A 13,392-nucleotide genomic window follows, 5' to 3' on the forward strand; every position below is an offset into this window, starting at 1 on the left:
GCGTCAGCCGCGTTCCATGAACCACTCGGTGAAGGCCGAGGCCCGGCCGCTGGGGTCCAGCCGGATGACCCAAAGGTTGTCATACGTGCGTCGGTCGCCGGAATAGGTGGTGACGCCCTGGACGAAGGCGGTCTCCGCGTCCGTACCCACCAGCTCCCAGGTGAACATCCAGTCCCCCGGCTCATCCCGGGCAGCGAGCCAGCCGTCCACGATGCCGTCCTGCCCCTTCCACGGATGCGGATCGTTGGGCCGGGTTTCGTACAATGCGTCCTCGGTGAAGAGGGCACGGATGTCCTCGGCCCGGTTGCTGGTCCACGCCGCCTGGTACATGTCCATCCATGTCCGAATACGTTCCTGCGCTGAAGTTCGCTCCGTCATGCTGCCGTTCTACGCCCCGCACCGCCCGGGCTGCAAGCGGCTCAGCCGCTGGCGGCGGCGATCCACACCCCGATCACCCACGTGCTGGCGGCGAGGCAGGCCAGGCCGAACTCGGCGAGCATGCCCAGGCCCGTTGCTTTGAGCGCGGCCCAGCTGGAGGTGGCCGCATTGCCGATGTTCCGCGTGCGGAGGAGTTCGCTGAGCAGCAGTCCGGCGGCGAAGCCCACGAAGAGTCCCACCACCGGGATAATGAACATTCCCACCACACCGGCCACCAGTGCAGCCACGATGCTCCGGCTCGGAATGGCGTGCTCCTTGAGCTTCCTGCCGGTGAGCACCGCACTTGCGGCCATGCCGGCCACCACAAACACCATTGCCACCGCGAACACCACCCAGCCTGCGGAGCCGGCGCCGCCCCAGATGGCCCAGGCCAGCAGGCTGGCGCCAATGAGGATGCTGCCCGGCAGCACCGGGATAACAGTGCCCGCCACGCCGGCAAGGATCGCCAGGCCGCACAGGATGGTCACCACGGTTTCGGAGGTCATGGCACCCAGTCTATGGTTGCGCGCCCTTAACGCCCGACGGCGGTGCCTCCCATGAAGGGGAGGCACCGCCGTCGGACATTCCGCTAAGGGGATATCGGCTACTCTGACTCCACCGCGGCGGCCACGGCTGCGGTCACGGCGGGGGCAACGCGCGGGTCCAGCGGGCTGGGCACGATGTAGTCCGCAGAAAGGTCTTCGGCTGCGAGGTCGGCGATGGCGTAGGCAGCCGCGAGCTTCATGGCGGGCGTGATGCGGCGGGCACCGGCATCCAGGGCGCCGCGGAAAATGCCGGGGAAAGCCAGTACGTTGTTGATCTGGTTCGGGAAGTCGCTGCGGCCGGTGGCCACCACGGCGGCGTACTTGACGGCGACCTCGGGCAGGACCTCGGGGTCGGGGTTGGACAGTGCGAACACGATGGCGTCCTGGTTCATCAGCGCTAGGTGCGCCTCGTCCAGCTTGGAGGAGGAGACGCCGATGAAGACGTCAGCTCCGGCGAGGGCCTCGGCCGGGCCGCCTTCAACGCCGCGCGGGTTGCTGCGGCCGGCGATGTCGGCCTTCTTGCTGGCGGGGTCCGCGGCAAGGTCCTGACGGCCGGCGTTGATGATGCCGCGGGAGTCCAGCAGGACAACGTCGGTGATGCCGGCGGCCAGCAGGATTTCGGCGACGGCGATGCCGGCCGCACCCGCACCGGACACCACCACGCGCAGGCCATCCAGCGCGCGGCCAGTCACCTTGGCGGCGTTGGTCAAGGCGGCCAGGGCAACCACCGCTGTGCCGTGCTGGTCATCGTGCATCACCGGGCAGTCCAGTGCCTCGATGAGCTTTTCCTCCAGCTCAAAGCAGCGGGGGGCGGAGATGTCCTCGAGGTTCACCGCACCGAAGCTGGGGCGCAGCCGGACGAGGGTCTCCACGATTTCGTCCACATCCGTGGTGTTGAGGACCAGCGGAATGGAATCGAGGTCGCCGAAGGACTTGAACAGGGCCGACTTGCCCTCCATGACGGGCAGTGAGGCGCTGGGGCCGATGTTGCCCAGTCCGAGGACGGCGGTGCCGTCACTGACCACTACTACCAGGCGCTCGGCCCAGGTGAGCGTGCGGGCCAGTTCCGGCTTGGCGTGGATGGCGCGGCTGACCTCGGCCACCCCCGGGGTGTAGGCGATGGACAGGTCGCGCTTGTTGGACAGCGGAACGGTGCTGGCGATGGAGAGCTTGCCGCCCTGGTGGGCATCGAAGATCTCGGCTTCGCTCAGCGCGGTGGCTGCGGAGTTGTCAGTAGCTGCAATTGCGTCAATGGACACGTCGTTGTCTCCTGGTGCTCGCCGTGGACACACGGCACGTGGGGCTCGGGCCGAACAGACCTGAGGCAGTGGAAGAGGTGCGGCGGATAACCCAGGGGTGGCGGGTCCGTGGGAGCTTCGGGGATGCTCCCTGCTGCTCCGTTTCCATCATGGTAGACAGCCGAAAAGGGCGCCCCGGCGCAATTTGACGTCCGCTGCGGATGCTAAAACGTTTCTTCAGGTCGGATTGTGACCCAGACCACGGCAATAAGCGCGATTTAAAGGCGTATTGGTCTAGACCGGTTACGCGCTTTGATGAAGTGTGTAGCCGCCTTCGGCGGCCGGAGCTAGCCGGGTGCAGGCCCTTTTCAGGTCTTCCTCGGCCTCAAAGAGGGACAGCCGGCGGTTCCGGACGGACTGGACCAGACCAGTGACTGTCAGCAGGAGCACCCGGGCCACAATGGGGTCCCCGCTTGCCGTCGCCACCACCTTCTCCCCCAGCGCATCAATGTCACGCAGGAGGACCGTGCTGTCCCGGTCCGGGGTGTACACGCCCCGGCTCAGGCACTGCTCCACGGCAGGCTGCATTACCCGCATGTGGAAGATCTCCATCACCAGTCCGCCCAGCGCCCGGCCGCGGAACCTGGCAGCGCCGGTACGGCCGGCAACCTGCAGCTCACCGAGCTGGTGCTTGTAGAGCGCGAGCATGAGGTGGGTGGGGGTGGGAAAGTAGCGGTACAGCGTGCCCAGGGGAACGTCAGCCTTGAGCGCCACCTCAGTGAGGTCCACGGAGTCCAGGCCCTTCCGGGCAAAGCCGCCGGCGGCTTCAAGGATGCGGGCGTAGCGCAGCCGCTGACGCGGGGCGGAGGGCATGGCGGCCATGGGCGGATGATCTGGAAGAGTCTCAGGCATCTGTATTCCGGGTTGTGTTTTGACGGGGCAGCAGTCAGGAGCGTCCCCATCCCGAAACCGCCTGCGATCCGGTTCAACTATACGGCACGGCGGTGTGGCGCCATTGGCAAGGTGCCTTAGCTCCGGTGTACCGGCAGGTCACCTCACGCTCTTGATCTTCACCACAAAAACTGCTCCCAGCAATCCGATGGCAGCCGCCGTGACGAACAGCGAGCGGTAGCCACCCCAGTGTGTGACCGCCATGAATGCCAGGAACGGGGCCACCACCTGGGGCAGGGAGTTGGCCACGTTGATGACACCCATGTCCTTGCCGCGGTGGGCAGCAAACGGCAGGACCTGGGTGAGCAGCGCGAAGTCCACGGCCAGGTACGCACCGAAGCCGATTCCCAGGACAGCAGCACCGGCCAAGGCGCCCGGCCAGACCGGGAAGAAGGCCATAATCATGCCGGACATGGCGATGATGGCGGAGGACCCGATCACGAACGGCTTCCGGCGTCCCACCCGGTCGCTCCAGGGCGGCCAGCACTGCGGTAATCATCACCATCACGGCGTAGATGCCCGTGAGGACCAGCACGCCGGCCGCGGGATCCTCGTGCTTGAGGATGTCGCGGAGGAAAAAGAGCAGGTAGACGATGGTCAGCTGGTTGCCCACGTTCACCAGGAAGCGCGTGAGCCAGGCCCAGGCGAAGTCCGGGTAGAGCCGGGGGCTGATCCAGAATCCCGTGAGAAAGGAACCCAGCCGGAACCGGGGCAGGACACCCTTGTGCAGCGTGGGGTCGTCGCGGCGGAACAAATACGGCAGCACGGACAGCAGCAGGGCCGCGGCGCACAGCCAGTAGCCCACCATGAAGTTGCCGGACACCACCGCGCCGAACACCGCGCCGGTGAGGATACCCAGTGTCTGGCCCATGGCGGCGAGCCCTCCCACCTTGCCGCGCTGGAGCACCGGCACCCGGTCCGGCACGGCCGCGGTGATGGCTGCGTAGGCCGCGTTCGCGCCGAGCTGGACCAGGCACCAGAAAACCACCATCAGGGCCACGGTGGTGGCTCCGGACATCGCCAGGAGCGCGGCCGCACCCAGGACCGCGCCCGCCAGCACCCAGGGCGAGCGGCGGCCCAGGCGGGACGTGGTGCGGTCCGAGAGGGCTCCGAACAGCGGGTTCGCTACCAGGGACACTGCGGCGCCGCATGCGGTGGCAAGGGAAAGGATCGCTTCCTTGCTGGGTTCGTCAATGCTGATGGCCTGCTGGCCGATGAAGACGTTGATGGGGCCGAAGAAGGCGGCGTTGATCCCCACGTTGACCAGGACCAGCCCGGCGACCCAGCGGGGCGTGACATTGCGGGTTGGCTCGGCGAGCGCGGCCGTCGGACCGTCCGGAACAGCTCCCCGGTCCAGGGGCGCGGGAGTATTGGACAGGCTCATGACGTTTTCCCCCGGGTACGGCTGGTTGGCTACGGAATCAGACTATCGTGGGCCTTGCCGCGCCCGGAGCAGATGGCGCGCGGCAACCAAAGACGGCAGCCGGAGCACCAAGGAGAACCATATGAGCGCAGCGCCCACCCCCAGCACCGCTGGTGCCGCCATCAACACCGCCGACCTCTACGACGAACGCGGGGACGAGCTGGCATCGGTGTCCCTGCAGTTCCAGTCCCTGGGCGGACGTTCACACTTCAGCGGAACCGTAAGGACCATCCGCTGCTTCCAGGACAACGCCCTGGTGAAGTCCACCCTGGCCACGCCTGGCCACGGCAACGTCCTCGTGGTGGACGGCGGCGGCTCATTGGGCACGGCCCTGATGGGGGACATGATTGCCGAAAGCGCCGTGGCGAACGGCTGGGCCGGCGTCGTTATTAACGGAGCGATCCGGGATCGGGCGGCGATCGCCACACTGGACCTCGGGGTAAAGGCCCTGGGCAGCAACCCGCGCAAGAGTGCCAAAGCCGGCGCCGGCGAAGTGGATGTGGACGTGGAGATCGACGGCGTCACCATCCGCCCCGGCGCCACGGTCTGGTGCGATCCAGACGGGATCCTCGTGGAGCGCTGACCGCTTCCGGCGAAAGGGCGCGGCAGGGCCAAGAGGATTTTATGGCCCGGGGAATGAAACGGGAAGTAACATAGTTACCGAAAGCAACTATCGAGCTTATTTCTTCCCTGGAGCACTCATGTCCCAAACCCCTGCCGTGCGCGCCGCCGGAGAAACCCTCACGCCGCGCCAAATCGTCACCGTGATGGTCGGCCTGATGCTGGGCATGTTCCTGGCCTCGCTGGACCAGACCATCGTGTCCACGTCCATCTACACCATCGCCAACGACCTGGACGGGCTCTCGCTCCAGGCGTGGGCCACCACCGCGTACCTCATCACGTCCACCGTGAGCACCCCGCTTTACGGCAAGCTCAGCGACATTTTCGGCCGCCGGCCGCTGTATCTGACGGCCATCATCATCTTCCTTGCCGGATCCCTGTACGCGGGCTCGGTCCACTCCATGACCGAACTGGCCATTGCCCGTGGCGTCCAGGGCCTGGGCGCCGGTGGCCTGCTGGCCCTCGCGCTGACCATCATCGGGGACATCGTGTCCCTGAAGGAGCGGGCCAAATACCAGGGCTACTTCATGTCCGTCTTCGGCATTTCCTCGGTGCTCGGGCCTGTGGTGGGCGGCGCGTTTGCCGGCTCTGCCAACATCCTGGGCTTCGACGGCTGGCGGTGGGTGTTCTTTATCAACCTGCCCATCGGCCTGGCGGCACTGGCCGTGGTGTTTATGTTCCTGCACCTGCCGGCCAAGCACGTGAAGCAGAAGATCGACTACTGGGGCGCAGCCGCCATCACGGTGGCCATCGTGCCGCTGCTCTTGGTGGCCGAGCAGGGCCGGACCTGGGGCTGGGCGTCGCTGAACTCCTTCCTCTGCTACGGCCTGGGCCTGGTGGGCATCGCCTGGTTCCTGCTCGCCGAAAAGCGCGCGGGTGACTACGCCCTCATTCCGCTGCGGCTGTTCCGGAACGCAACGTTCGGCCTGTCGTCCCTGTTGAACTTCATCATCGGCATCGGCATGTTCGGCGCCATCGCCATGCTCCCCATGTACCTGCAGCTGGTCAAGGGCCTCACTCCCACCGAGGCAGGCCTGATGATGATCACGTTCACCATCGGCATCCTGACCGGCTCCATCACGGCCGGGCGCACCATCTCGTCCTCCGGCACCTACCGGATCTTCCCCATCCTGGGCACGGCCATCCTCACCGCCGCCGCGGTGGTGATGGGACTGTCCCTGGGCGTGGACACGGGCCTCTGGGTTCCGGGCGTGATCGCAGTGTTCTTCGGGATGGGCCTGGGCTTCTGCATGCAGCCGCTTACCCTGGCCATGCAGGTCTCGGTTCCGCGCCGTGACATGGGTGTGGGCACGTCCTCGGCAGCCTTCTTCCGCTCCATGGGCGGCGCCGTGGGCACCGCCGTGTTCATCTCCATGCTCTTCAGCCTGGCTGCGGGCCGGATTGCTGACGGCATGAAATCGGCCATGGCCAGTGCGGACTACCAGGCCGTCCTGCGGGACCCCGCCGTGGCTGCCGATCCCGCCAACGCCAAGCTGTACGAGTTCTTCCAGAACGGGGCGTCCAATGATTCCCTCAACGACACCAGTTGGCTCCACACCGCCAACAGCACCCTGACCCGTCCCATCACGGAGGGCTTCGCCTACGCGATCGACACCGTGATGCTGACGGCGGCAGTGCTCACCGGCATAGCCTTCCTTATCAGCTTCGCGCTGCCCAACAAGAAGCTCTCGGACCCGAAGGCTGCCCCGCAGGAGCCGGCGGCGGTCCACTAGACATTTTCTCCACGCCGTTTTGTCACGGGAGGCAGCCTTTTGGGCTGCCTCCCGTTGGTTTTTCCCGTAAAAGCCGCGGGTTGTGGCACCGGAGCCGGCCAGAAGCGTGCTCTGCGTAACACGGGCCGGGCGGTGCGGCCGCCAAGTGACGGAACAACGGCGGCCCCGTCCCGCCGTCGTTGTTTGCTGTTTGAAGGGGCGCCAGGCCCGCCGTGAGGGACTCAACTGGAACCGGGCGCCGTGGCGTGGAACACTGTACAGCGCGTGTGCGCCGGCCTGGTGGCCGGCTCCGCAGCCGACGACGTCCGCACCGCATCCACCCAAACCCCAACCAAGGGAGCACCATGCCCACTGCCCAGGAGCAGAAGACCGCCCAGATACCGCAGCGGGTGATCTGGCTGGCACTTGCAGGTGCGGTGGGCGGATTCCTGTTCGGCTTCGACTCGTCGGTGGTGAACGGCGCCGTGGATGCCATGAAAGCCGAATTTGCGCTGTCCGAAGCCGTGACGGGCTTCGCTGTGGCCATCGCGCTGCTGGGCTGCGCGGCCGGCGCGTACCTGGCCGGAAAGGTGGCCGACCGGTACGGCCGCATCCCCGCCATGAAGCTGGGTGCGCTGCTGTTCCTGGTCAGCGCCATCGGCACCGGATTCGCCTTCAGTGTCTGGGACCTGATCTTCTGGCGCCTGGTGGGCGGGCTCGGCATCGGCCTGGCCTCCGTGATTGCCCCCGCGTACATCTCCGAAATCTCGCCGCGCCAGGTCCGCGGTCGCCTGGCCTCGCTGCAGCAACTTGCCATCACCACCGGTATCTTCGCGGCGCTGCTCTCCGACGCGCTATTCGCCACCAGCGCCGGCGGTGCGGACCAGGCGTTCTGGCTGGGAATTGAAGCCTGGCGCTGGATGTTCCTGGCCGCCGCCGTGCCCGCCGTGGTGTACGGCTGGGTGGCCTACACCCTTCCCGAATCCCCGCGGTTCCTGGTGTTCCTGGGCAAGGAGGAAGAGGCCCGCAAGGTGTTCGATTCCATTGCCCCGGCCGAGGACACCGACCGGCACATCCGCGAGATCCGCGAAGCCATCGAGGAAGACAAGCTTGCCGGCCAGAAGGGCTCACTGCGCGGCAAGACCTTCGGACTGCAGGCCGTGGTCTGGGTGGGCATCATCCTGTCCGTGCTGCAGCAGTTCGTGGGCATCAACGTGATCTTCTACTACTCCACCACCTTGTGGAAGGCCGTGGGGTTCCAGGAGAAGGACTCGCTCGCCATCTCGGTGGCCACCTCCGTCACGAACATCCTGGTCACCCTCGTAGCCATTGCACTGGTGGACAGGATCGGCCGCCGGCCCATCCTGCTGGCAGGCTCAGTGGGCATGGCCGTCTCCCTGGGCGCCATGGCGCTGGCGTTCTCCTCGGCGGTGGGATCCGGCGAGGAGATTTCCCTCCCGGGCGCCTGGGGTCCGGTGGCCCTGGTGGCCGCGAACATCTTTGTGGTCAGCTTCGGCGCGTCCTGGGGCCCGCTGGTATGGGTGCTCCTGGGCGAAATCTTCCCGTCCCGGATCCGGGCACGCGCACTCGGCCTGGCCGCGGCCGCGCAGTGGGTGGCGAACTTCGCCATCACCCTGAGCTTCCCCGTGATGGCCGCCGGTTCGCTGCCGCTCACGTACGCCATGTACGCACTCTTCGCGGCGGCGTCGTTCTTCTTTGTGATGTTCAAGGTCCCGGAGACCAACGGGATGTCACTGGAGCAGGCGGAGACGCTGTTCGTGGCGAAGGGCTCGAAGAAGGCCTAGCCACGCGCCATCACTGCCCGCAGATCAACAGCAAACCCTCCATCACACGCCGTGAAGGAGGGTTTGCTGTTTGCCGCGCGTGTGCGCCGTTTACACGACGTGCGGCTCATGCGCTGCCAGGTACTTCCGGCCGCCCACAGCAACGGCGAGGGCCACCACCATCGCCGCCGCGCCGGCGAAGAACGGGAGCTGCGGCCCAAAATGCTCGCCCAGCTGGGCAGCGGCAAACGGGGCCAGGGCGCCGCCCATCCAGCGGACAAAGTTGTAGCCGGACGAGGCCACCGGGCGGGGCGAGTCCGAAACACCCATGGCCAGCTCCGTGTAGATCGTGTTGTTGATGCCGAGCAGAGCGCCGGAGGCCACCACGAGGACGACGACGGCAGGCACCGAGTGCCCCGCAGCCAGTCCCAGCCCAACAAGGCTGAGCATGAGGGCCAGGAGGGTGCCCGCCAGGACTTTCGTAGCCCCGAAGCGGTTCTGCAGCACCGGCGCCACGAACACCGAGAAGACCGCAACGGCCACGCCCCAGCCGAAGAACACCCCGCCGATCCCGTAGGCATCCATGCCAAGGATGAAGGGCGTGAACGCCAGGATGGTGAAGAACCCGTAATTGTAGAACAGCCCGCTGACAGCGGTGGTGCGGAGGCCCTTGTGGCCCAGGGCGAGCAGGGGGTCCCGCAACCGCACCTTGCGCTCCGGCACCGGGGTCTTCGGGAGCAGTACCACCAAGGCCACGAACGCGGCTGCCATAAGCGCCGCGGTGCCGAAGAACGGCGCGCGCCACTGCCAGCCGCCCAGCAGGGCACCCAGGAGCGGGCCGAGCGAGATGCCCAGGCCCAGGGCGGCCTCATAGAGGATGATGGCTGTCCCCGCCCCGCCGCTGGCGACACCGACAATCACGGCCAGCGCGGTGGCGACAAACAGGGCGTTGCCCAGCCCCCAGCCGGCCCGGAAGCCCACCAGCCCGCCTACGCTGCCGGACAGTCCGGAAAGCGAGGAAAACACCACAATGACTGCGAGCCCGGTCAGCAGGGTTTTCTTGCCGCCGATGCGGGAGGAGACAAAGCCCGTGATCAGCATGGCCACCGCTGTCACCAGGAAGTAGCTGGTGAAGAGCAGGGATACCTCGCTGGGGCTGGCGTCGAGGTTGGTGGCGATGGCGGGCAGGATGGGGTCCACCAGCCCAATGCCCATAAACGCAAAAACGGCGGCCAGGGCTGTGGCCCATACCGCCTTTGGTTGTTTGAGGAATGAGGCCTTTTCAGCCTTCAGGGTTGCTTCTGCTGCCGGCAGTGTGTCTGCTTGGCCGTTCATGGAGGATGCTCCTAAGGGGGTGCGTGCGTCAGTCCTGCAGCGACGCGTTAATTTGTCCGATGACGGGAAGGGCCGCCGCCAGGGCCTGCCGGTCCTGCTCGCTCAGGGAGCTGAGGATGCCGGCCATCACGGCGTTGCGCCGGGCGTTTGCGGAGTCGACGGCGTCGCGGCCTGCGGGGGTGAGCACCACGCGGACGGCGCGGGAATCGTCCGGGTCGGGTTCGCGGCGGGCCAGGCCGGCCCGTTCGAGTTTGATGATCTGCTCCGTGGCACTGGGCACACGGACACCCAGGTTCCTGGCGATCTCGCCGACCCGCACCCCGCCGTCCAGCAGCATCTTCAGGGTGCTAAGCTGGGCGGCGCTGAGTTCGCCCTCGGCATCGAGCCGGCGCACCAGGTACACACTGTGACGAAGGGCCTCGCGGAAGTCTCCGGCAAGCTCCCGGAGTTCTTCCTCATCGCTTTTCCTGTTCATCATTAGGTAACCTAACATTTAGGCTACCTAACGGTCAAGGCGCAGGGCATCAGCTTCATGCCTTCGGGACGGGTCAGGCGAAGTAGACGCCGATCCGGTTGCCGTCGATGTCCTCGATGCGGATGTCGATATCGTAGACGTCGCGGAGCATGGCCTGCTGCATGATCTGCCGGGGGCTGCCCTGGTGGACCAGCCGCCCGTCCTTCATGGCCAGGATGGTGTCCGAGTAACAGGACGCGAAGTTGATGTCGTGGACTACCAGGACGATGGTTTTGCCGAACTCGTCAGCGAGCCGGCGCAGGAGCCGCATCATCTCCACCGAGTGCTTCATGTCCAGGTTGTTGAGCGGTTCGTCCAGGAGCAGGTATCGGGTGTCCTGGGCCAGCACCATGGCGATGAAGGCCCGCTGCCGCTGGCCGCCCGAAAGCTCGTCCACAAACCTGTCCGCCATGGGGGTCAGGTCGAGGTGGGCGATGGCCTCCTCCACCTTGGCGAGGTCCTCCACCGTCGGCCGCCCGCCCGAGTGCGGAAACCGGCCGAAGGCCACGAGGTCCCGCACCGTGAGCCGCATGGTCAGGTGGTTTTCCTGCCGCAGGATCGCCATGGTCCTGGCCAGTTCCCGGCTGTCAGTGGCGGCGATGTCCAGGCCCGCCACGGAGACCGCCCCTGCCTCCAACGGCTGCAACCGGCTGATCAGCGAGAGCAAAGTGGACTTGCCCGCCCCGTTGGGACCGATGATGGACGTGATGCCGCCCTCGGGGATGACACAGCTGACATCGTCCAGGACCGGCTGGCCGCCGTAGCTCTTGGAGACATTCCGGACCGCGATGGTCATTTCAGCGCGCCTTTCAGGAGGAGGTAGAGGAACAGGATGCCGCCCGTGAACTCGATGACCACGCTCAAGGCCGTGCCGAAGCCGAACACCTTTTCCAGGAGCAGCTGGCCGCCCACCAGGGCAACGGCGCCGATCAACACCACGATGGGCAGCAGCCAGGCATGACTGAAACCGCGGCACAGCTGGTAACCCAGGCTCACCACCAGCAGCCCGAAGAAGGTCACGGGGCCCACCAGCGCGGTGGAGACGGCCACCAGCAGCGAACACCCCAGCAGCACCCTCATCACCACCTTCCGGTGGTCCACGCCCACGTTGATGGCGACATCACGTCCCAGCGCCAGCACATCCAGCGTGTGCCGGGCCCGCCACACCACGGCACAGACCGCGGCGATGATCACGGCGGAGACCCCGAGCAGGGCTGGGTCCACGTTGTTGAAGCTCGCGAAGAACAGATCCTGCAGGATGATGAATTCGCTGGGTTCCATCAGCCGCTGCAGCAGCGAGGACAGGCCGCGGAACAGGCTGCCCAGGATGACGCCCACCAGCAGGAGCAGGTGCAGGGAGCGGGCCGCGCCGGTGAACATCCAGCGGTACAACAGTGCGCTGAACGCCACCATCAGCAGCACCTCGGCGCCGAACTGGAGCGTGGGCGGGGCGGCCACCACGGCGGCGCCGCCGAGGGTGAATGCCATGACCGTCTGCACCAGGATGTACAGCGAGTCGAAACCCATGATGGAGGGGGTGAGGATCCGGTTGGCGGTGACCGTCTGGAACAGGAGGGTTGAGACGCCCACAGCTATGGCCACCAGCAGCATGGCGGCCACCTTGAAAGCACGGCGCGGCAGGATGTAGCCCACGTTGCCTTTGAGCTCGAAGAACAGGAAGAAGCAGACGACGGCGGCCGTCACCGCGAGCAGGATGCCCGCCACCAGGCGCGGCGAGGCGTTGCGGGCGGCGGCCTTGAGCCTCCCCACGCCTCCTGCGGCCGGAGCCGGCGCGGTAAGCGGTTCCTTCACCGGCGGCTGGACCGTTGGGCTTTCAGGCATTGCGCTTCCTCAGGATCAGGACGAGGAAGAGAACGGCGCCGAGCACGGACATCACCATGCCCACGGGGACCTCGTAGGGGTAGCGGATGGTGCGGCCGATGATGTCGCAGACCAGCACGAACGCGGCACCGAACAGAGCGGTCCACGGGACGGCGCGGCGGAGGTTGTCCCCAAAGATGAGGGACACGATGTTGGGAACCACCAGCCCCAGGAAGGGCACAGCGCCCACAGTGGTGACCACAACGGCCGAGATCAGTGAGACGATGACCAGCCCCAGCCGCATGGTCCGGCCATAGTTCAGGCCAAGGTTGGTGGTGAAGTCCTGGCCCATTCCGGCTACGGTGAAACGGTCTGCGGCGAGCATGCTCAGCAGCATAAGGACGGCGACGATCCAGAGCAGCTCATACCGGCCCCGCAGCACGCCGGAGAAGTCGCCGATCATCCAGTTGCTCAGGGTCTGGAGCAGGTCGTAGCGGTAGGCGAAGAACGTGGTGACGGCCGCGATGACCCCGCCCAGCATGATGCCCACCAGCGGGATAAGGAGGGTGTTCCGGGCAGGGAGGCGGCGCAGGATGGCCAGGAACAGGGCAGTTCCCAGCAGCGCGAAGCCGCTGGCCACCAGCATCTTGGCGGGAACCGGGGCCTGCGGGGCAAAGACCGTGACCACCAGGATTCCCAGGGTGGCCGCCTCCACGGTACCTACGGTGGACGGCTCCACGAAGCGGTTCCGGGCCATCAGCTGCATGATAAGGCCGGCCACGGCCACGGCCATCCCGGCGAGCAGCACAGCGAGCGTGCGCGGGACGCGGGAGATCCAGAAGACCTCCGCCGTGGCCTGGTCACCGGACAACAGGTCCGGCAGGGAAACATCGCTGACGCCAACGAACATGCTGGCTGCGGCGAGGGCAAGGACGGCAACTGCGGCCGCAGCCAGGCCTGCACTGTGGCGGGCCTGGCTCCGGGTTGCCGGCGCGGGCGGGCGCACGGCGGTGGCGGTCATGGGGGTTTGG

General features: G+C 66.6%; 12 protein-coding genes and 1 pseudogene. 3 read left to right on the forward strand and 10 right to left on the reverse strand.

Features of this window, described 5'->3' with window-relative positions:
* Nucleotides 1-3 precede the first annotated feature (3 nt).
* From BACI348_RS00240 to BACI348_RS00260, 5 genes and pseudogenes are all read right to left on the reverse strand, one after another.
* Nucleotides 4-378 carry a nuclear transport factor 2 family protein gene (locus BACI348_RS00240; RefSeq protein WP_159823417.1) on the reverse strand — a complete coding sequence of 125 codons (375 nt, stop codon included), beginning with the start codon at nucleotides 376-378 and terminating at the stop codon, nucleotides 4-6.
* Between the two features lie 41 nt (nucleotides 379-419).
* The gene (locus BACI348_RS00245; protein ID WP_159823418.1) at nucleotides 420-923 is read right to left on the reverse strand and encodes a DUF456 domain-containing protein; all 504 of its coding nucleotides are present in this window, start codon (nucleotides 921-923) and stop codon (nucleotides 420-422) included.
* 98 nt (nucleotides 924-1,021) lie between these two features.
* Nucleotides 1,022-2,221 carry an NAD(P)-dependent malic enzyme gene (locus BACI348_RS00250; protein WP_159823419.1) on the reverse strand — a complete coding sequence of 400 codons (1,200 nt, stop codon included), beginning with the start codon at nucleotides 2,219-2,221 and terminating at the stop codon, nucleotides 1,022-1,024.
* A 282-nt stretch (nucleotides 2,222-2,503) separates the two neighbouring features.
* Nucleotides 2,504-3,112 (reverse strand): TetR/AcrR family transcriptional regulator, encoded by a 609-nt coding sequence (locus BACI348_RS00255; protein ID WP_159823420.1) that lies wholly within the window; start codon nucleotides 3,110-3,112, stop codon nucleotides 2,504-2,506.
* A 138-nt stretch (nucleotides 3,113-3,250) separates the two neighbouring features.
* Nucleotides 3,251-4,535, reverse strand: a pseudogene (locus tag BACI348_RS00260) (MFS transporter).
* A gap of 121 nt (nucleotides 4,536-4,656) precedes the next feature.
* Here BACI348_RS00260 and rraA point away from each other — a divergent pair.
* The 3 genes from rraA (at nucleotide 4,657) to BACI348_RS00275 (ending at nucleotide 8,712) form a co-directional block, all read left to right on the forward strand.
* The gene (rraA, locus tag BACI348_RS00265) at nucleotides 4,657-5,157 is read left to right on the forward strand and encodes a ribonuclease E activity regulator RraA (protein ID WP_159823421.1); all 501 of its coding nucleotides are present in this window, start codon (nucleotides 4,657-4,659) and stop codon (nucleotides 5,155-5,157) included.
* Between the two features lie 118 nt (nucleotides 5,158-5,275).
* Nucleotides 5,276-6,928 (forward strand): MDR family MFS transporter, encoded by a 1,653-nt coding sequence (locus BACI348_RS00270; protein ID WP_159823422.1) that lies wholly within the window; start codon nucleotides 5,276-5,278, stop codon nucleotides 6,926-6,928.
* Between the two features lie 344 nt (nucleotides 6,929-7,272).
* Nucleotides 7,273-8,712 (forward strand): sugar porter family MFS transporter, encoded by a 1,440-nt coding sequence (locus tag BACI348_RS00275; protein ID WP_159823423.1) that lies wholly within the window; start codon nucleotides 7,273-7,275, stop codon nucleotides 8,710-8,712.
* A 90-nt stretch (nucleotides 8,713-8,802) separates the two neighbouring features.
* Here the strand turns inward: BACI348_RS00275 and BACI348_RS00280 are convergent, their stop codons facing one another.
* From BACI348_RS00280 to BACI348_RS00300, 5 genes are all read right to left on the reverse strand, one after another.
* Nucleotides 8,803-10,026 carry an MFS transporter gene (locus BACI348_RS00280; protein ID WP_159823424.1) on the reverse strand — a complete coding sequence of 408 codons (1,224 nt, stop codon included), beginning with the start codon at nucleotides 10,024-10,026 and terminating at the stop codon, nucleotides 8,803-8,805.
* Between the two features lie 28 nt (nucleotides 10,027-10,054).
* A complete protein-coding gene (locus BACI348_RS00285; protein ID WP_442858477.1) occupies nucleotides 10,055-10,504 on the reverse strand; it encodes a MarR family winged helix-turn-helix transcriptional regulator in 450 nt (149 codons plus the stop codon).
* A 70-nt stretch (nucleotides 10,505-10,574) separates the two neighbouring features.
* Entirely contained in the window at nucleotides 10,575-11,336 is a 762-nt protein-coding gene (locus tag BACI348_RS00290; protein ID WP_159823426.1) for an iron ABC transporter ATP-binding protein, read from the reverse strand.
* Entirely contained in the window at nucleotides 11,333-12,382 is a 1,050-nt protein-coding gene (locus tag BACI348_RS00295) for an iron chelate uptake ABC transporter family permease subunit (protein ID WP_159823427.1), read from the reverse strand. Before BACI348_RS00295 ends, BACI348_RS00290 begins: the two co-directional genes overlap by 4 nt.
* Nucleotides 12,375-13,382 carry an ABC transporter permease gene (locus BACI348_RS00300; RefSeq protein ID WP_159823428.1) on the reverse strand — a complete coding sequence of 336 codons (1,008 nt, stop codon included), beginning with the start codon at nucleotides 13,380-13,382 and terminating at the stop codon, nucleotides 12,375-12,377. Before BACI348_RS00300 ends, BACI348_RS00295 begins: the two co-directional genes overlap by 8 nt.
* Nucleotides 13,383-13,392 lie beyond the last annotated feature (10 nt).

Source organism: Arthrobacter sp. 9AX, from assembly GCF_902506095.1.
Lineage (GTDB): Bacteria > Actinomycetota > Actinomycetes > Actinomycetales > Micrococcaceae > Arthrobacter.

Coding starts and splice junctions, on each gene's coding strand:
- BACI348_RS00300 (WP_159823428.1), bottom strand. CDS start 13,382: ATGACCGCCACCGCCGTGCGCCCGCCCGCGCCGGCAACCCGGAGCCAG.
- BACI348_RS00280 (WP_159823424.1), bottom strand. CDS start 10,026: ATGAACGGCCAAGCAGACACACTGCCGGCAGCAGAAGCAACCCTGAAG.
- BACI348_RS00270 (WP_159823422.1), top strand. CDS start 5,276: ATGTCCCAAACCCCTGCCGTGCGCGCCGCCGGAGAAACCCTCACGCCG.
- rraA (WP_159823421.1), top strand. CDS start 4,657: ATGAGCGCAGCGCCCACCCCCAGCACCGCTGGTGCCGCCATCAACACC.
- BACI348_RS00245 (WP_159823418.1), bottom strand. CDS start 923: ATGACCTCCGAAACCGTGGTGACCATCCTGTGCGGCCTGGCGATCCTT.
- BACI348_RS00295 (WP_159823427.1), bottom strand. CDS start 12,382: ATGCCTGAAAGCCCAACGGTCCAGCCGCCGGTGAAGGAACCGCTTACC.
- BACI348_RS00240 (WP_159823417.1), bottom strand. CDS start 378: ATGACGGAGCGAACTTCAGCGCAGGAACGTATTCGGACATGGATGGAC.
- BACI348_RS00255 (WP_159823420.1), bottom strand. CDS start 3,112: ATGCCTGAGACTCTTCCAGATCATCCGCCCATGGCCGCCATGCCCTCC.
- BACI348_RS00275 (WP_159823423.1), top strand. CDS start 7,273: ATGCCCACTGCCCAGGAGCAGAAGACCGCCCAGATACCGCAGCGGGTG.
- BACI348_RS00290 (WP_159823426.1), bottom strand. CDS start 11,336: ATGACCATCGCGGTCCGGAATGTCTCCAAGAGCTACGGCGGCCAGCCG.
- BACI348_RS00285 (WP_442858477.1), bottom strand. CDS start 10,504: ATGATGAACAGGAAAAGCGATGAGGAAGAACTCCGGGAGCTTGCCGGA.